15 protein-coding genes are annotated in these 19,785 nt (G+C 39.0%); 10 read left to right on the forward strand and 5 right to left on the reverse strand.

The annotated features are described in order from the left end of the window. Positions 1-102: 102 nt before the first annotated feature. The 5 genes from CRO04_RS11205 to CRO04_RS27445 all read left to right on the forward strand — a co-directional run bounded on the left by CRO04_RS11205 (position 103) and on the right by CRO04_RS27445 (position 7,148). On the forward strand, positions 103-2,757 hold the full coding sequence (locus CRO04_RS11205; protein WP_242974432.1) for a carbohydrate-binding protein: 2,655 nt from the start codon (positions 103-105) through the stop codon (positions 2,755-2,757). Positions 2,758-2,820: 63 nt separating this feature from the next. Next, positions 2,821-3,777 (forward strand): alpha/beta hydrolase, encoded by a 957-nt coding sequence (locus tag CRO04_RS11210; RefSeq protein ID WP_242974434.1) that lies wholly within the window; start codon positions 2,821-2,823, stop codon positions 3,775-3,777. A gap of 22 nt (positions 3,778-3,799) precedes the next feature. Continuing rightward, positions 3,800-5,566, forward strand: a complete 1,767-nt coding sequence (locus tag CRO04_RS11215; RefSeq protein ID WP_097004334.1) for a glycoside hydrolase family 43 protein — start codon at positions 3,800-3,802, stop codon at positions 5,564-5,566. A 105-nt stretch (positions 5,567-5,671) separates the two neighbouring features. Continuing rightward, positions 5,672-6,742, forward strand: coding sequence for a glycoside hydrolase family protein (locus CRO04_RS11220; RefSeq protein ID WP_099458945.1), 1,071 nt, complete (start codon positions 5,672-5,674; stop codon positions 6,740-6,742). A gap of 22 nt (positions 6,743-6,764) precedes the next feature. Further along, a complete protein-coding gene (locus tag CRO04_RS27445) occupies positions 6,765-7,148 on the forward strand; it encodes a carbohydrate-binding protein (protein ID WP_420323210.1) in 384 nt (127 codons plus the stop codon). Positions 7,149-7,546: 398 nt separating this feature from the next. Here the strand turns inward: CRO04_RS27445 and CRO04_RS11225 are convergent, their stop codons facing one another. Further along, positions 7,547-8,413: a GNAT family N-acetyltransferase gene (locus tag CRO04_RS11225; RefSeq protein ID WP_097004335.1), complete on the reverse strand. Its 867-nt coding sequence runs from the start codon at positions 8,411-8,413 to the stop codon at positions 7,547-7,549. Between the two features lie 486 nt (positions 8,414-8,899). Between CRO04_RS11225 and CRO04_RS11230 the strand changes: the two genes are divergently transcribed. Both CRO04_RS11230 and CRO04_RS11235 read left to right on the forward strand, forming a co-directional pair. Beyond that, a complete protein-coding gene (locus tag CRO04_RS11230; protein WP_097004336.1) occupies positions 8,900-9,220 on the forward strand; it encodes a MazG-like protein in 321 nt (106 codons plus the stop codon). 279 nt (positions 9,221-9,499) lie between these two features. Beyond that, on the forward strand, positions 9,500-10,276 hold the full coding sequence (locus CRO04_RS11235) for an SDR family NAD(P)-dependent oxidoreductase (RefSeq protein ID WP_097004337.1): 777 nt from the start codon (positions 9,500-9,502) through the stop codon (positions 10,274-10,276). 148 nt (positions 10,277-10,424) lie between these two features. Here CRO04_RS11235 and CRO04_RS11240 read toward each other — a convergent pair whose 3' ends face one another. The 4 genes from CRO04_RS11240 to CRO04_RS11255 all read right to left on the reverse strand — a co-directional run bounded on the left by CRO04_RS11240 (position 10,425) and on the right by CRO04_RS11255 (position 15,261). After that, positions 10,425-12,752, reverse strand: a complete 2,328-nt coding sequence (locus CRO04_RS11240) for an ABC transporter permease (RefSeq protein ID WP_097004338.1) — start codon at positions 12,750-12,752, stop codon at positions 10,425-10,427. Then, positions 12,749-13,432, reverse strand: a complete 684-nt coding sequence (locus tag CRO04_RS11245) for an ABC transporter ATP-binding protein (RefSeq protein WP_097004339.1) — start codon at positions 13,430-13,432, stop codon at positions 12,749-12,751. The genes CRO04_RS11240 and CRO04_RS11245 overlap by 4 nt, the downstream gene beginning before the upstream one ends. A 95-nt stretch (positions 13,433-13,527) precedes the next feature. Next, positions 13,528-14,565 carry a sensor histidine kinase gene (locus tag CRO04_RS11250; RefSeq protein ID WP_097004340.1) on the reverse strand — a complete coding sequence of 346 codons (1,038 nt, stop codon included), beginning with the start codon at positions 14,563-14,565 and terminating at the stop codon, positions 13,528-13,530. 9 nt (positions 14,566-14,574) lie between these two features. Then, positions 14,575-15,261, reverse strand: coding sequence for a response regulator transcription factor (locus CRO04_RS11255; protein WP_097004341.1), 687 nt, complete (start codon positions 15,259-15,261; stop codon positions 14,575-14,577). A 777-nt stretch (positions 15,262-16,038) separates the two neighbouring features. Between CRO04_RS11255 and CRO04_RS11260 the strand changes: the two genes are divergently transcribed. The 3 genes from CRO04_RS11260 to CRO04_RS11270 all read left to right on the forward strand — a co-directional run bounded on the left by CRO04_RS11260 (position 16,039) and on the right by CRO04_RS11270 (position 19,780). Beyond that, complete coding sequence (locus tag CRO04_RS11260) at positions 16,039-16,923, forward strand: UPF0489 family protein (RefSeq protein ID WP_097004342.1); 885 nt, start codon at positions 16,039-16,041, stop codon at positions 16,921-16,923. A 62-nt stretch (positions 16,924-16,985) separates the two neighbouring features. Then, entirely contained in the window at positions 16,986-18,380 is a 1,395-nt protein-coding gene (locus CRO04_RS11265; protein ID WP_097004343.1) for a radical SAM/SPASM domain-containing protein, read from the forward strand. Beyond that, a complete protein-coding gene (locus CRO04_RS11270) occupies positions 18,377-19,780 on the forward strand; it encodes a radical SAM/SPASM domain-containing protein (RefSeq protein ID WP_166432531.1) in 1,404 nt (467 codons plus the stop codon). The genes CRO04_RS11265 and CRO04_RS11270 overlap by 4 nt, the downstream gene beginning before the upstream one ends. The last annotated feature ends 5 nt before the right edge of the window (positions 19,781-19,785 follow it).

Here is a 19,785-nt window from a genome sequence, read left to right on the forward strand (position 1 = left end):
ACCTATGATTTTACCGTCTTTAAAAAGTACTTGTTGGGCACAATTTTGAAGTTACCTCATATACTATAAAGATACGTTTTAAAAAATCAGGAGGAAACGGGTATGCTAAAAAAGAAGGCATCCAAAAGAAGTGTTTTATTAATTCTCTCTTTGATAACTGTATTATGCAGCATATTTACTTTTACTGTCTTTCCGATAGCTGCATCCGCTGCGACTCAGGCAACCTATTATGTTTCGCCGACAGGAAGCGACAGCAACCCAGGAACGCTAACAGCACCCTTCCAAACAATTGCAAAGGCGCGGGACGCTGTCCGCATGATCAACAGCAATATGACCGGAGATATCTATATTTATTTGCGGGGCGGAAACTACAGTATCACCAGTACCGTTACTTTCGGACCACAGGATTCGGGGACAAACGGATACAGGATCTATTACCAGGCATACCCGGATGAAACGCCTATCCTGAACGGTGCAACAAAAGTTACAGGCTGGACTCAGCATAGTGGCAATATTTATAAGGCTGCGCTCAATCGTTCGACCAAATTGAGAAACCTTTATGTGAATGACCAGAGGGCTTCGATGACCAGCAAAACCGTAACAGCCCGCGGAGGGTACGGGACTTATTCCGTAACTGCAGGACAGGCTGGTTGGGCATGGACAAGCGGCAGTAAGAGTGACGGGGTTCAGTATAATACATCGGATGTACCGGCAATTGCCAGAAACAAAGATGACCTTGAGATCGTAAACGGTACTACCTGGAATGAAAATATAGTTTGTACCAGGGATGTCATTACATCCGGCAGTAACAGAGTGCTTCTTTTACAGCAGCCTTATGGTGCGATAGCACAGACTCCGGGGTGGGGTGCAGCCTTTAGCGCTTCCGGTACCCATACGATATATAATGCCTACGAATTCTTAAATTCTCCTGGACAATTTTATTTTGACAAGACGGCAAAAACGCTTTATTACTATATCCGTCCAGGTGAGAATATGGCCACTGCCGATGTAGAGGCTCCTGTTGTAGAGAAGCTGATCGACATCGCAGGAACATCAACGACTAACAGGGTCAGGAATATCACCTTCCAGGGCATTACTTTTGAAAATACGGATTACAGCCTTGTGAATGTTGCAGGATCACACGGTAAATCCACATGTCAGGCGGCACAGGCATTTATCGCTTTTTATAACGACAATTGGCACAACACCAAGTATGATCTTGTTGATACATTGCCGGGAATGATCAACGTAAGCAGCAGCGATTCCATCAACTTTATAAGAAATACAGTGAAGCATAGCGGCAATGATGGAATTTCCATGGTAAACGATGTTATAAATTCCAGTCTTATGGGCAACTACATCACGGACATCACATCCAGCGGCATCACGGTAGGGCATCCGCAGCATGTTTATATCGGAGATGGTGGAAACCATGCAAAATATGCTCCCGGCGTAGAAGGGGTTTGTAAGAATAACACCATCAATAATAATTTGTTGTACAACATAAGCACGTCTCACGGATTTGGTGGATGTGCCGCCATCACGGCTTACTTTGTGGATACCATCAAAATAACGAATAACCATGTTCAATCAACAGCATACAATGGAATCCATTTAGGATGGGGATGGTGTAATTTCACTGACTCCACTACCTGTAAAAACAACACAGTAAGTAATAACCGGATTATTAATACCTTAACCAGGCTTCATGACAGCGGAGCCATCTATACCATCGGACAGATGCCGGGCACGAACATTAACCAGAACTATGTCAGGGGAATTCCTCCTGCAACCTCCGGTCCGACCTATGGTTTGCATAATGATGAAGGAACTGCCTATATCAATGAAAATGACAACGTACTGGATATTGATCCGGGGGTAAAGTATACCATCAACTGTGAGGATTTTGGACAAAAACACGATTTAACCATACTGCGGACCTATGCTACCGTAAGTAAAATGGGCGTTAATCCTCCAAACAGTAAAATTGATCCCCCGGTTGTCGTACCGGATAACGTATGGCCTTTGACACAGTATACCACCTGTTTGAATTCGGGAATCCAGGAAGCATACAGGGATATTATCCCGGCGAACCTGCTTTCAGCACCGGATTATGTGTTCCCTGCAAGTTGTGCTGCTGCAGCCGGAACTGGCATGAGTATAAGGAGCAGCGGGAATTCTTCAAATACGGTATGGTTTGCCCCGGCCGGAACAACCAGTTTTGTCGAGGGATCTACAATGACGAAAGCGGAAGGAACGGCCACATCGATTACCGCCCCAGCCGCCGCCGGTACGTACCGGTTGTGTGTAGTAAATTCACAAGGCATGAAGATGGGTGAATCGTCGGCACTGCTCCGGGTAAGCGGATCGCCTTCACAGATTGAAGCGGAAAGTTTCAGCAGCCAATCGGGTATTCAATCGGAAACCTGCAGTGAAGGAGGACAGAACATTGGGTATATTGAAAATGGTGATTATGCCGTATACAACAATATCAATTTCGGCGCCGGAGCGGCAAGCTTCCAGGCCAGAGTGGCCAGCGGCACCAGTGGAGGGAATATTGAGATCAGGCTGGACAGTCTTACTGGTCCTTTAGTAGGCACTTGTTCTATCACTGGGACTGGCGGCTGGCAGACGTGGGCTACCAGAACCTGCAGTGTCAGCGGAGCAAGCGGGACGCATAATGTATACTTGAAATTTACCGGCGGGAGCGGTTACTTATTCAATATAAACTGGTTCCAATTTACCGGGGGAAGATAGTGTACTCTAATCATGTTGCCGTGTATCCCGTTTGGGATACCGGCAATATAAAGGAAAGGGGAAATGAAAATGAGACTAAAACCCTTAATGAATGAAATTGTCAGGAAAACAGTACCGGCTTTTTTCACTCTTGCAGTACTTTTAGCAATGCCTGTAAACTCAATGGCGGCGCAAGCGCTCCCAACCATGCCGCCGGCAGGATATGACCAAGCAAAGAACAACATTCCACACGGACAGATCAACAGTATTACTTATCAATCATCAGCAACAAAAAGCCATAGGAAGGCGAGAATTTACCTGCCACCAGGATATTCAACAAACAACAAATACAGCGTCCTGTATTTATTGCACGGTTACGGCGGGAGTGAAGGTGATTGGTTTACAGGCGGAGGTGCAGCCAATGTTATTATGGACAACCTTATTGCCGATGGCAATATTCAGCCGTTTATCATTGTAACACCAAATGCTAATACATCGTCAATATCTGATGGTAAGCTTCCGGGTGATATACTCAACAGCCTTATCCCATACATCGATTCACACTATTCCGTTTATACTGACCGCCTTCACAGAGCAATTGCCGGTCTCTCGTATGGTGGTCCACAATCATATAATATTGGGTGTACAAATATGAACAAATTCGCCTATGTCGGAGGTTTTTCAGGCGGCGGACCTGTTGCCTATCCCACCAGCAAGTTGTTTCCAGATCCTGCAGCTACCCGTCAGCAGATGAAGCTATTGTTTCTTTGCATTGGAACCAATGATAATTTATCTTACAGTAATGGCATAGCTAATTTTTGTAAGAGCAATAATATTCCTTGCACCTATTATCAAATTCCAGGAAGAGGTCACGATTGGACTGTTTGGAAACCAAGTCTGTGGAATTTTTCACAAATGGCGTGCGCGAAAGGATTTACGGATTATAGCATCCAGAAATCGTCATTTGCACAGATCGAAGCAGAGAGTTACGATAACCAGTCTGGAATCCAGACCGAAACTTGTAACGAGGGCGGAAATTAACCTATTGATTGGAGGTAAATCTATGAAAAAAGTATGTAGAGTTGTAGTTTTCCTGTTGGCTATTTCCCTATTTCAGTCAACAGAGTGTTATGCAGACAATCCGATCGTACAAACGAATTATACTGCGGATCCTGCCCCGATGGTCTATAACGGGACTTGCTATTTGTATACCACTCATGACGAGGACACCATCGTCAATAATTTTTATACCATGAATGACTGGAGATGCTATTCCTCCACCGACATGCAAAACTGGACGGATCATGGATCACCGTTGTCTTACAAAACATTCAGTTGGGCGCAAGGCGATGCATGGGCCGGCCAGGTTATTAATAGGAACGGGAAGTTTTATTTCTACGGTCCGATGACCCGGAAAAACGCCGGGGGCGCAAGGGTAATCGGTGTAGCAGTATCAGACAGCCCGACCGGGCCGTTCACCGATCCTCTCGGGAAACCCTTAATCACCAATAACGGGGCGCAGGATATCGACCCTACCGTATTCATTGACGACAACGGACAGGCGTATCTCTACTGGGGGAACGGTAACCTCTATTATGTGAAGTTGAATCAGGATATGATTTCATACTCAGGCGGTATTGTCCAGGTATCTCCAAAACCAGCGAGTTTTATCGAAGGTCCGTGGTTCTACAAGCGTAATAATTTATTTTACATGGTATACGCGGGTATGACCGGAGGATCCGAAAATATCTCCTATGCGACCAGCAACAGTCCTACCGGGCCATGGACCTCCAGGGGAACTATTATGGGTTCGCAAAACAGCTATACAAACCATCCGGGAGTAATGGATTATAAGGGAAACTCCTACCTCTTTTACCATACCGGTACTTTACCGGGAGGCGGAAGCTACCATCGTTCTGTTGGCTTGGAACAATTCAAATACAATGCAGATGGCACAATTCCCAGTATTCCAATAACCAAAAATGGTCCGGACCAGCTTAGTAATCTAGACCCATATGTCAAAACTGAAGCTGAAACAATTTGCTGGGAATCCGGTGTTGAGACAGAAAAATGCAGTGAAGGCGGAATGGATGTATGTTATATCGAAAACGGGGACTGGATAAAAGTAAAAGGTGTAGATTTTGGTTCCGGTGCGGCATCTTTTGATGCAAGAGTAGCTTCGGCAACTAACGGCGGGAATATTGAACTCCGCCTTGACAGCGAGACAGGGAAACTGGTGGGAACCTGTGCTGTTTCAAGTACCGGAGGCTGGCAGACCTGGATAACTAAGTCCTGTAATGTAAGCGGTGCAACAGGAGTACATGACCTATACTTAAAATTTACCGGCGGAAGCGGTTCTCTATTTAACTTCAACTGGTGGAAGTTCACCGGCACAGGTGTAACTCCTGGCCAGAGATCGGCTTTTTCACAGATAGAAGCGGAAAGCTACAACACCCAGTCTGGAATCCAAACCGAAAGCTGCAGCGAAGGAGGGGAGAATGTCGGGTATATCGAAAATGGGGATTATGCAGTTTACAACAATATCGATTTTGGCAATGGTGCAGAAAGCTTTCAGGCCAGAGTCGCCAGTTCCGCCAGCGGAGGAAACATTGAGATCAGGCTGGATAGTCTTACCGGTCCTTTAGCAGGGACTTGTCCGGTTGCCGGAACCGGAGGCTGGCAGACTTGGGCTGATGTAATGTGCAGTGTTAACGGAGTAAGCGGAAAACATGACTTATACCTGAAATTTACAGGAGGAAGCGGATATTTATTCAACCTTAACTGGTTCAAGTTTACCGGTGGAAGTGTGGATGAACAGACTATGCCTTAATATGTACATTCTATTACAAAATTACCTTGTTTGCTTTAAAGACGTGCGCTCTAAAGTTGTTTATAACAATACCGTTAAATTCAAATAAGGAGGTAATTGTGGATTATGAAGAAAAAATCAGTATTTATTATTGGATTAGTTTTATCATTGGCATCTTTCAATGTAGTACATGCTGCTTCATCGTATATTGATTATTTTAAAACCACACCGATAATCGATTCCCTATCGTCGTCCTGTTGGGGCGCTGCGGCAGTGGGCCCTCGTGATCAATCCAACGGTTTGGAAGACAGGACCATGTCGAAGTATGCTTATTGGGATGGAGGAATCATTAAGGGGCCGGATGGCACGTATCATATGTTTGCCAGCCGGTGGAATCAATCTGCCGGTCACAACGGGTGGTTTGGCTCTGTGGCTGTTCATGCGACGAGCTCCAATTTGTATGGACCTTATACGGACAAGGGTATGTGCTGGCCCAACGATCAGGGCGGTAAAGGTCACAACGTGGTTCCGCTGCAACTAAAAGACGGGCGGTATGCAATCCTCGTGAGTGAAACCAGACGGCCGGCTGACATTTTTGTCTCCAATTCACTGGATGGCCCTTGGTCAAAGCTGGGTAGTGTATCGATTACTCCAAATGCTTACTCATCCAAATATACAGCGTCCAATGTTTACATTATGCTTCGCCCGGATGGACGTTATGGGTTGATTGAAAGAGATGGGGTAATTGGTATTGCTGATAATGTCCTTGGACCTTACACCATTCAGGGAACCAATATTTATGCGAAGATTCCCGGTTGTCCGACAGTCAATATGGAAGATCCTGTTATGTGGTATAGTGGTGGCCTTTATCATATTATTGTCAATAAGTGGGACACACGTAAGGCGTATCACATCACTTCCCAAGATGGTATCAGCAACTGGAAATTAGAACCGGGATACGCCTATGACCCGACAGCGAATTTTATCCGCTATTCAAATGGTGCGGTCAATCATTGGAATAAATTAGAACGACCCAATGTGTATATGGAGAATGGACATGTGGTTGCAATGACACTTGCGGCGATAGACGTTGCAAAAGACCAGGACTTGGGCAATGACAGTCATGGCAGTAAGGTTATTGTCATTCCGTTTGATGGTGCCGCATTAGATTCCGGGGGGTGTTCTGCCAACTCCTGACCCAATATCAGCCTTTACTCAGATCGAAGCGGAGAGTTACAATAACCAATCGGGAGTTCAAACCGAAAGCTGTACGGAAGGTGGGGAGAATGTCGGATATATCGAAAACGGAGATTATGCAGTTTACAGCAATATTGATTTCGGCAGTGGTGCTGCAAGCTTTCAGGCCAGAGTCGCCAGTGCCACCAGCGGAGGGAATATTGAGATAAGGCTGGATAGTCTTACCGGGACTTTGATAGGGACTTGTCCGGTTGCCGGGACCGGGGGTTGGCAGACCTGGGCGGCTGCAACGTGCAATGTTAGTGGGGTGAGCGGAAAGCATGACTTATATCTGAAATTTACGGGAGGAAGCGGATACTTATTCAACCTGAACTGGTTCAAATTTGGTACAGGAAGCTCCGATTAAGCCCTTTTAAGGGCAGCAAAGAATGTGGTGCAGTAGTTCTTAATTAAATAATCATGTAGAAAAAGTGGTAGATAAGTTTTCTTATATGAGGCACTCTAATTATACTAATTGCTTTATTTTGTTTGGACATTTCATAGAGAAAAATCCTAAGGCATCGGAATGAAAAATTTCGGTGCCTTTTTTTATAGACAGAGCACAGCTGTAAGTTATCACTCAGCTGGAAGATCATAAATAGGGGTAACAGCCTGATTAGAAGTGGGTTGTGTGATTTCACAGTTACGGCAGGCCATTTTTAGCCGGCGAAGCCTTTTCGATTAATTCTGGGAGTAACGGCGATTTTGGGTTCAAACGCCCCATTGCAATCTCTGGGAATATTAAGAGATATCCTTATTCCAAGACTACTCATATTTTAGCATAAGCGAATCACAAATCGGTTTATATCCGATTTTTTGATATATACTATTGGATGTTGGATTCAACAAATCCGTGTATAATACACATTTAGTAAAACCTTTATCTAATGCTATTTGACTTAATTGTGCCACACATGATGAGGCATATCCTTTGCCACGATAATATGGAGGCGTATATACAAATGCTACACCGATAGCTGTTTGCATCTCTCTCGTAAATCCTGCCATAGAAACAGGTGACCCATCAATTTCTAAAACATAAAGTTTCTTTGTAGATAATCTGTAATGATACGCGTTAGCATCATGTGGAATAGACATTTCAGTATTTCCATATACAGCTGCCGCATTAAACGCTTCCATCCAATAAGGGAAAAAATGCATATCTTTTTCTTCCAATAATCGAACAACTCCAAATTTCTCAATATCAGGGTTTACGGCAGTAAGCTCATATATTCTCTGACTCATTGTTGTCTTAAATGTTAATCCCTTTTGAGCCGTATATTCTTTAGCAAATATGTTCGCTAGTCCTTTTTCGGTTGTCACACCTGGAATATTGTATCCATCCAATCCATCTATTAAACAATTTATAGCTTGATGATTAATTATATTTTCAGTTGAATAAAGTGTGATATTATGTGGAGGCGTCATTAAAGCAATAAGGCAAATACCGTTAACATCAGAAACAGTTGCCATTACCCATTTTGCAGAATCTCGCCAATCTGTTTTATCTTTGCCTTCATTACCAATTATAATATTGCCTAGAAGAATCATATTTTGCGCCTCATCACGCATTAGAACGTCATATGTATCTTTATAAAACTCATGCACATCTGTATATAACTTATATTGCATTTTACTATCTCCTTTCACTAAACTGAAACTGTCTGTGTGGATCAACGGATGCTCCTTATCACTTAGAGTATCAATTGCATCAACCAATATGTTATTTATCAAAGAGGTGTTCGGCGTTGTATTAATCCTTCATGCAGGGAAGCATTCCGTCAAAACATAACAATCATATTTTTAGAGAGATTATTCAGTTCATCCTTAGTAATAGTAGTCTTTTCCATAGGATTATTATACCATGAAAGCTCTGAAATTCAGCATATTCTGGTACTTTTTAGCTTAGGGATCGTAGATTTTACTGTCAAGAAGCTTTAAGAGGTTTAATACGGGTGGACAGCTATTTTCCAGGAAATGAAATTGGTGGATTATATGAGTATATTATAGAAGATGAGTTTTAATTCCAGTTGCTTCCGCTGAACATTATGTTGTGAGAGAATTATATTGAAATTAATTAAAATACTATAAGGATAGTTTTTTAGAAAGGTTGGTATTATGAAAGAGAAAGAAATGCTTTTAAGTGATGTAATTGTTCGTTCTAAAAGAATAAGAAGCAATTATCATGAATTGGAGAACCAATACCACGGCAGTGAATGGACAATAGAAGAGGATGCACTTGCTTTTTTAACAGATGCAGGGATTGTCGGGCGGTTGACAATGGCTAAGCAAAAGCGTTGGCCAGTTTCGGGTGATGAAATATCGCAATTAGAACATAAACTAAGTGAATGTATATGGTGGATTCTTGTGCTTGCAGATCGCATGGATATAGATATTATAAAATCATTAGATGTGTTCTTATCAAATCTTGAGAGATAATAATTCGATTTATTTACTTTATATCCTATTTTTTGAGAAATAACAGGAGGTGCTATTTTGAAGCGCCTCTAGGGGAGAATAGGCGGTGCTTATTCATAGAAAAGTTTGTTAGTACATAAACTTAATTTAGTCAGAATTAAAATCGAATGATGTGAATCCATATTTGTTGACCGGATGATATGACCGTACGGAATTTGTGGAAACAGGCCGTCGTAACTAATTCGATTTTAGGAACATTATTTGAAGTCTCGATTTAAAAAAGAAAGGATGAATATAAATATGGAAAATTTTTTAGACTTAACTGGAAAAGTAGCTGTAGTTACAGGAGCAAGTTCAGGGCTTGGTGCAGATGCGGCACTAGCTTATGCAAAAGCAGGAGCAGACGTGGCATTACTGGCAAGACGTATTGAAAAGTTAAACGAAGTAAAAGCAGAAATTGAAAAAAAAGGCAGAAAGGCAGTCGCTGTTGGCTGCGATGTTACGAATGAGGAAAGTGTAAAAACAGCAATGCAATCAGTACTTGATACCTTTGGGCACATTGACATTTTGTTAAATAATGCAGGAATTGCTGTTCGTGGCGGTGTAGACAGCATGTCAGTGGAAGAATGGGATAAATCCTTTGATACGAATGTGAAGGGAATCTTTTTAGCAAGCAAATATGTACTTCCACAGATGAAGGAAAGAGGCTATGGTAAAATTATTAATATTGCTTCCGTTAATGCAGTTGTTGCAGATAAGTTTGATGTATTTATCAGACATTCCTATAATTCCTCCAAAGCTGCAGTGGTTGGCTTAACAAGAGGTATGGCAGCTTCTTATGCTAAATATGGTATCACTGTAAATGCCATTGGACCGGCTCTTTTTGAAAGTGAAATGACGAGTGAAACTTTATTTAAGTCAGAAAACTTTCTCAAACAGTATAATACATTGAATCCTGCAGGACGTCCAGGAAAAAAGGGGGAATTAAATGGTACGGTTCTCTATCTTTCCAGTGATAGTTCCAGTTATGTTCAGGGCCAGTTCATAGTCGTAGATGGCGGTGGAGCTCTTGTTTAAGATTGAGGTTTTTTTATGATACTTACACGGCGGCATTAAAGGGGATCTTAAAACCCTTAAAACCGCCGTTAGTTTACTGTTGTTCTTTAATAGGCATAGATATACCTCTGCTTTAAATATACACAACCCAGTCCTATGTTTTTGTCTCTTATTGTGCGTTAACAATATCTGTTACATTCATTTTATTAAGTGTTTTTACTGGACGTATGACGGACAAAAACGTTGATAATAAAGTAATGCCGATTATAATTACAAGTGTTCCAAATGGTATTTGCCAATTAAGCCCCCATTGTGACGTTATCATAATTTTAAATATCAGCCTGTGAATAGGCAGACCTATGATAAGTCCGGCCAGACAACCGCATATTGCATAGGTTGCCGCTTCCGCAATCACCATATGATGGAGTTGTTTTCCCGTCATTCCTATTGCTTTCATTACACCATATCTGTTTTTCCTGTTAGAAACGCTGTTGTTCATGCTGTTAATGATATTGAATACAGTAATAGACGCAATTATTACAAGAAAGCCATAAATAAACAATGCAAAGGAGTAGTATGCTGCTTTAGCTCCTGTATTGACTTCTCGTTGGTCTGAAAAAATATGATCCAGTGAAGTAAGCTTGCGCAGTTGTGCGACGGTATCTTCGCTTGCGTTCCTTGCAAGCTGTATATCTATTATCGAATATCCTTGTTCTCCAGTTAAACTGCGGAATGTCTGCTCAGAACAAATAACGGTTTGTACACCAGCATCACTGACAAATGAACTGTTTGAAACTACCCCGGCAACATAGACGTTATTTTCGCCATGTTTCGTTTTTATTGTAAAAGTGTCACCAGCTTTCAAGGTTGAGTTATCTGAATGAACGACTAAAACAGAATTTTTTTCTTTTATCACAGTTTTAATGCTGCCGGAAACCAATTCCTGTTTTGCCCACTTAAATTGATTTTCTTCATAAGAGATTAGGTTGATTTTAGCATCACCATGTACGCTTGTTATAGATAAATCACCTTCAAACATACGGCCAAAGAGGCGTTTGACACCGTTTATGTTTTTTGCCTGTTCCAAGACCTCTTTATTAAGTGAATTAGTATTGTCATGGCTTACAATCGAAATATCAGGCGTGTATGGTTTTAACGCTCGTATTCCCTGTTCCATAAAATGAACCATAACGCTAAAGGAAAGAAAGAGTATTATACTGATAGCGAATGAACCTGTCATTAATAAAATATTCTTTTTATCAGAGAGTGCATGAGAGATTCCAAGTGATGTTTCTGGCTTGATTCGTTTTATATTCAATGCCGCTTTCGTTGTAAATATAGTGCCTTTCGCCGCATTGCCGGACACGGCGCATTGTGGGGATACCTTTGCTGCTTTGTTGGCAGGAGAAAGTGCGGCCAGAGTCACAGTTAAAAATCCAACCAGTGTTCCACTTACAAGACTTATTATACTTAGGTGAAATATTGGCATATCACTGAAATATGCTGAATTGACGTATCTTAAAAATGCCGATGATGCCATTGTTATGACTGTCCCCGCGATAATACCGGCAGGTATTCCAGATAGGCAAAGCCGTATACTTTCAAGGAGTACATATTTTTTGACCTGTGAAGTTGATGCTCCAAGACAGCGCATTAATCCGAAAAATTGAACTCGCTCCCGGACAGACATGTTAATGCTGCTAGCAATCATCAATGTTCCAGCCGCAAGTACAAGTATAAACAAGATAACCGCTGTGATATAGATATTTACCATAAAACTATCGCGACTTTGTCCAATCATACCGAGAAGCGCCGGATTTTCTGAAACCTGTTCATCTGTCAAATTGAAATTCTCTTTTATTGTATCAATAGCATTTCTCATATTAGAATTTCTTTTAAACTGAACATAATAAGTATATCCGCTTGTGTCGCTGCCTGCTTCCCGTATGGCATTATAGGACAAAAAGAGACCATGCGTATCATCCTTTAGCTGTGACAGGGTATTGTTGTAAGTTCCGGTAATAACAAAGTCATGTATTCTACCGTCCGATAACATTACTTTTACAGTGTCATGTAATGAAATTCCATGCTCATTTACAAATTGATCGTCCAGCAAAGCTTCCTTTGCTGACTGAGGGAAATGACCTTTATTAACGGTGAGCCCCATATTACCAGAAATAGCTTCATCACCACCCATTATAGAAATATCTTCTGTACCAAGCGTTCCTTCTTGTGTACTTGAAAGCCAACCGGCCACCTGGATATCAGGGCGATTTTGAATTAGTGCTGCAGTTTCATCATCTATATTTTTGAAAGCAACATGCCAATAACCATTTGCCTTGATTTGACCAATGGTCTGAGCCTGTATCATTGCTTCGGCCAAGCCGAAAATAGCTGTAACAAGGCAAACTGCGATTGTAATACATATGATTGTAATTCGAGTCTTTTTCTTATGTATTTTTCCATATTCCTTAATTAAACCAAGATAACTATTCATTCGGAGAATCCCCCCAAATCTGTGAGAACACCGTCCGACACCTGTAATACCCGGTCAGCTCTGGAAGCGAGGTTCCGGTTATGCGTAATCATAATGATTGTCTGCTGGTAGCGTTTTGACGCTGTTTTTAAAAGTGAAATAACATCATTGCTGTTTTGGCTGTCCAGATTTCCTGTTGGTTCGTCTGCCAGTATCAGCGTGGGACGGGTAATTAGGGCGCGTCCAATAGCCACACGTTGCTGCTGCCCGCCCGATAACTGCCGGGGCAGATGTTTGCGCCTGTCCTGCAAGGAAAGAACTGTAAGTATTTCCTCAACATAAGCTGGATCAGGCTTTTTATAGTCGAGCAAAACGGGAAACATAATGTTTTGCTCCACATTCAGTTCGGGTATCAGATTGAATGCCTGAAAAATAAAGCCGATATTTCTGCGGCGGAAAACAGTCAGCCTTTCTTCTTTCATACTGAATATATCTTTTCCGTCAATGAACACTTTACCGGAAGTGGGGGTATCCAGCGCACCAATCATGTTAAGCAATGTGCTTTTCCCGGAACCGGACTCACCCACAACGGCAATAAATTCTCCTTTTGGCACCCTGAAATTCACATTTTTTAGAGCATTTACCGCAGCTTCACCTGTACCATAGGTCTTGTTTATTCTATTTACTTCTAATAAATCCATATCTTATCACGCCTTTCTAGTGACCATTTTACAATGTACTACAATCACTTAATGATAAGTTACCATTGGCACCTTACTTTCATATGAATCTACGCTTACATTTTAGTAAGGTTTAGAAAATTTAAAATAAATATACTACCTTTGCCCAATACACTGTCCACTGTGATATTGCCGCCATGTGCTTCGACAATTGTTTTTGCAAGTGATAGCCCAAGGCCAATACCTTTCGTATCTTTTGAAAAACGGCTACGGTAAAATCTCTTAAAAATATGGTGTATATCTTCCGGGTGTATGCCGCTGCCATTGTCCTTTATAGTTATCTGTGTGACAGTCAGGAGCTTTTTCCACTCTACTGTAATCTGACTTCCTGCAGTGGTGTGGTCGAGAGCATTTTTTATGATGTTACTAATGACTTCTGATATCCAATCTCTGTCACAAAAAAGCAGGGTATCATCTGACCCTGACAAGGCTATGTTTTTCTTTTCATTAATAGCACGAAATTCGAAATATTGATAGATATCTTTGATTAATTTTGCTATATTTTCAGGCGCTTTATTTAGAATAATAGTACCTGCATCTAATTTTGTGATTTTTAAGAGATTTTGAACAAGCATTTCAATACGTTCCACCTCTTTCTCTGACTTTAAGGCAAATTCTTTAACAGCCGAAATATTTTCTATATCTTCCTGTAGAAGTCCGTTGTAAATTGTGAGGGCGGTGAGGGGAGTTTTTAACTGATGAGAAATATCAGAAATAGTATCTTTTAAAAACTCTTTCAATTTCTTTTCTTTTATTCCATGAGCATTGAGTGCCGTTGCCAATGTGTTTACTGCATGGAAAAGCTTATACAGACTGCCTTCCTTGTCGCAATCAATTCGTACATCTGAATCTCCTGAAAGATATAAGTTGATTTGAGATATGGCTTTTTCCATAATCTGATTTTGCTTATAAAAATAGAGTAAGAAGACACCTAATAGACATAATGCAGTAAATAAAGACAGCAATAGTATGACTAGGTTCCATGTTCCGTAAAACCTCCATAATAATAACTGAATTAAAAGAATAGTACCGATCAAGATGTAGGACATAGCAAGAAAAAAGTACCTAATATCCTTATTAGTAAAAATCTTCACCTACTCACCTCAATTCAATACATTCCATTTGTAGCCCATGCCCCTCACGGTCAGCAGCATTTGCGGGTCCCCTGGATTGTCTTCAACTTTCATTCTTAGCCTCCGAATATATACCGCCAATGTATTATCGTCCACATAACTACCCTCACCGTCCCATAGCTTATCCAGTATTTTTTCTTTAGATAGTATGATGTTGGAATTTTGCATAAGTAGACAAAGCAATCGATACTCAGCTGTTGTTAATTCCAAAAGCTGGCCGTCTTTATAGACTTGTCCTTGCAGCAAGAATACTTTTAACCCATTCGATACGATTTCTGCCTCCGTCATTTCAAAATGCTTTGCTCTTCTAAGCAAAGCGTTTATTCTAGATATGAGTATACCTAATTTAAAGGGCTTGGTGATATAATCGTCACCGCCAATATCAAGCCCCATAACAATACTAATTTCTTCATCTGAAGCAGTTAAAAAAATAATCGGAACTTTTGATACTTGACGAACTTTTTGACAAACCTCAAAGCCAGATCCGTCTGGCAAGGATACATCTAGTATCAACAAATCGTATTTACCATCTGTCCAAATGGTATTGGCTTCTCCTACGGTTCGAGCAATATCCAATTCAAACCCCTGCCTTTTTAACAGGCAGGAAAGCCCATCAATCAGACTTAAATCATCTTCAAGTAGTAATAGTCTATTCATTTGTTTTCTCCCTTCTCCGTTCATCAATTGATTTAGTTGCATTCTTAAGAAAACCTACATACTCTGCTAATCCTAATTTTTGGCTCTATTTTTTTCACTTAGCGTTTTGCGATATTCTATTTTTCAGCAGACGTCTCCCAAACAGTCATATATACAATGAAATCATATCCTTTCATGATATATGTATACAGTGTATTCGTTTAGCCAAACTAAATCAAGATAGTAAATCTTAATATTATCAATTCATATACCTCCTGTGCTATGAATCTATCAAATCCTCGATACTTTGTAAATGATTGAGATTTCTTTAATCGTCAGTATTTTTTTGGATTATCACTCGACGTTTTATCTATATATTCGACTTTACTTTCTTAAAAAAATTTAGTTCGTATTTAGCTGCAATGATCTCCATATCAGAATTTAGCTCATCTTTAAGTATACAATAATTCCTGAAGAATCTTAGAAAAAGTAGGTCTAAAATTTATCAGATAAAGGATTTATTGTTAAAGGTTAGTTAATAATCATCACAGAAAAAGAAATCTCATCGCTTCTTAGGTGAAATTAAAAATGGGAGGAGCTGTTATTAAAACAAAGTATAGAAAAATAAGAGCCCTAACTCACTGAAAAATATTAATAATATCGCTTAAGAAAAGTCGAATTGTGCGATTTGAAATATTTGCATAAACAATATACAAGTGATATATTCATAGACAAAATAAATGGTTTTGTAAATGTATTAGAAAAAATTCGTAGTTAATATTAGGAGAGGTATTGCGAATGAAAAAGATTATGACAATAATTTGCGAAGAACATCACGAGGCATTTTATATATGGAATCATGCGATCAAAAATAAATGGATAATGGAAAAAGGAAATTTTTTGTTACATATTGATGAGCATCCGGATATGGGAACTCCCTGTTTTAATACATCAATACATCAAACGATTGGAAATATTCCGGAAACAAAAAAATTTACTTATAAAGAATTAAATATCGCCTGTTTTATAGTACCATCAGTTTATCTTGGTATAATTGAGCAGATTTACTGGGTAAATCATATTAATAAGAATTTAAGTACTAACAAAAGATTCGTATATTCTTATCAGAACGATGGTAGAATTTTAATTTCAGGGAATGCATCAAACATGGAAAACAAAATTAAACCTGAAAGTTATACAGAGTTTGTTTGTTATGCCGGATTGATTGAACATATTTTTCCTCGTGATAATTTGATCCTTGATATTGATTTAGACTATTTTTCTTGCAGCGGTGACCCTAAGCAGTTAGGCTGTGTACGGGTAGAAATTACAAAAAATGAATATGATGGTTTTATGAATAATAAATATCATCCGGTTAACTATATTAATCTGCCAAGAATTGATGCCATAAAGCAGGATGAAAGATATTTTTATATAATAAATGATTTTCAAGTTACACTTCCAAATACCTTGAAAGTTCAAGAAAATGAAATAATGACACGAATACATACACTAGTTGAAACTTTAAAAGAGAAAAAAATAACTCCCTCATTGGTTAATATTTGTAGATCAAGTCATAGTCGGTTCACTCCAATAGATCAGGTTGATTATATTCAGGAGAATTTAATGAAGGCTTTATCTGAAATTTATCAGTTAGATGTTATTAATTTTAAAGAATTATGAGCGTCAAATGCTTGGGCTGATTTCAATCACGAAAGAAAATTAATTTATGGAAGGGTAAAATAATGAAATCTAATTGTAATATAAAAATTGAATACGAAAAAATTGAAGTATTAGGTAAGACATTTATATGGCTTCCTGAGTCTATGATTCTCTTTCAGTCATCTGATTTAATTGAAGATCTTCTCGAAAAATACAATAAAGAAAATGAGGAAGAGATTCTTGCTCAATATCCGGATGATAAAAAAGGATACATACAAAAGCTTTTTCAGCAGTTTTCATGGATGGATAAAGAAAACCAAAAGTATAAGTCAATTATTTACAATTCAGAACAGGTAAGCGATATTGCCATTAATTCTGTTGAATTGAATCCTGCATATGCATGCAACCTTAGATGCAGATATTGTTTTGCAGGTGATGGAGGGCATTTCAAGAATGGTGTTATGGACTTGAAAATGGCTGAGAAAGCTGTTGATTTCTTATTTAAAGAAGCAAAGGATAAAGATACAGTATATATAGCATTCATTGGAGGAGAACCTCTTGTAAATCTTTCAATGATATTACATGTACTAGAATATAGTACTGAAATGGGAAAGAGGTACAATAAAGAAGTCAGATTTGCAACAACGACAAATGGAACACTTCTAACAAGTGAAGTAATGCAATTGTTAAACCAATATGATGTACAATCAATGATTAGTGTGGACAGCCCTGACCCTAAGGTTCATAATTTCTTAAGGCCATTGGCAAGTGGGGAAGGTTCTTTTGATATAGTAAAAGACAATGGTTGGAAGAACATGCTTCAAAGTGAAAGAAAGAAAGCAGTACGCGCAACTGTTACACCTTATAATATGAATGTTTTTGATATGGCTAAAGATTTTTATGAAGAAGGTTTTGAACATGTTCATATGGAAGAAGTTACTGATGCTGATAAGCAGTTTGAGTTCACGGAAGAACAGTTAATAACTCTAAAAGGTGAATATGACAAATTAGCTGTGTATTTAGCAGAAGAGATAGGAAATGGAAAAAACCTGGACTCCAAACCTCTACTCAGCCGTATATATGAAATTCATAACCGAAAACCAAGATACAATTATTGTGGAGCATTCCAGAACTCAGTGGGAATTTCTCCTGAAGGTGAAATATTCCCTTGTGATTGGATGATGAGGGATGAGTACAAAATAGGAGATTTGGACACAGGCATTGATTATGATAAATATAAGAAGCTGTCAGAACAGATTCCAATTCCTGAGAAGTGCAGCACATGTTGGGCCCGAAATATTTGTGGATCAGGCTGCCGGATAAAGCACAAAGGTGCCTATGACAAAGGAGAAGAAATTAACTGTGATTTGGATTTACATAAATATAAGCTTCAACTCTATTTGTATTATGAGATAATGCAAAAAAGACCAGACTTTTTTCAAAAGTATGAAAAAGAAAAATGGAGGGTGAAGGAATGAGTTCCAATTATATGGAAATAAAGACAATTACCTATGACAATAATAACCGCTATTTTTTCTATGACATACAGTCAGGATTTTTTGTTGAAAGCAGAGCTATACTGAATAAGATTATAGGTTTGTATCCGGAACATTCTCCAGAAGAAATTTTAGATTTACTTAAAGAAGAATATCCAGAAGAACTAATTAAAAAAAGTTTTGAATATATAAAAAATATGTACAAATCAAATGGTATGCTTAGCCAGAAAAATAAGGTGATTCAAAAGAATTCTCCACCTAAGTTGAAGAACTTATGGCTGAATATTGTTCATGATTGTAATATGAGATGCATTTATTGTTTTGCAAATGGTGGAGATTACAAAGATGAAAGAATGAATATGTCTGTTGAACGGGCTAAAAAATGCATTGATTATTGGTATAAAAATTTGGGGGATTTTGATAAGGTTAATGTTTATTTCTTTGGTGGAGAACCATTCTTAAACAGAAAAGTTATCGAATATTCTATGGAATATATTGATAATTTAATCAAGAGCACAGGAAGAAAAGTTTGTTACAATATCACGACAAATGGAACGATTTTTGATGAAGACTTTGTGAAAAAATTGAAAGAGCATGACGTAGAACTTTTATTTAGTGTAGATGGTACGCCAGATATACATGACTCCCAGCGTATTTTTGCATCAGGCAGAGGAACTTACAATGTAATCTCAGAAAATTTAAAGAAATTCCAGGAATATTTTCCGAGATTAAATGCAAATATTGTTGTAACTAAAAAAAGTGCGCCATATTTTCAAAAATCAGTAGAGCATTTATTCAAAATGGGCTTTAAAAATGTAACCTTCTTTCTTTCGATTACAAGTGATGATGGACTTGCTTTTACAGAAGAAGACCTAGACATAATCTTTTCACAGATTAAACACCTGAATACCCTGACTTTAAAAAATATAATTCATCATAAGTCTGGAATTTTGGTAAATGCGCTTGCAATATGCAAAAAAATTCATTTAAATTTACCCTATAGTGGGTGCGCACTCGAAAATAATTCCGTATCAGTTTTTACACCTGATGGTACAATGTTCAAATGTTATGAGTTATTAAGTGAAAAAGAATTTTCTATCGGTCATATTGATACAGCAGATAAGTGGGAAAATATGTGTAAGAATAAGAATTTTATGAAATCCTTGGATGAGCGTGTGTGTAATAAATGTTGGGCTCAGAAGTTGTGTGGAGGCGGCTGCGCATATGACAGCTTTGTTTACAACAAGGATGTAAACATACCATATTCGATAAGTTGCAAGCTGGTCAAATTCTTAATAAGCGAAGGAATAAGAATGTATAGTGAACTATATATGAGTATTCCTGAGAGCTTAGACAGGCTTTTTAAAAACACTGAAATATAAAAGGA

The sequence above is a fragment of the Lacrimispora amygdalina genome (assembly GCF_900205965.1).
Lineage (GTDB): Bacteria > Bacillota > Clostridia > Lachnospirales > Lachnospiraceae > Lacrimispora > Lacrimispora amygdalina_A.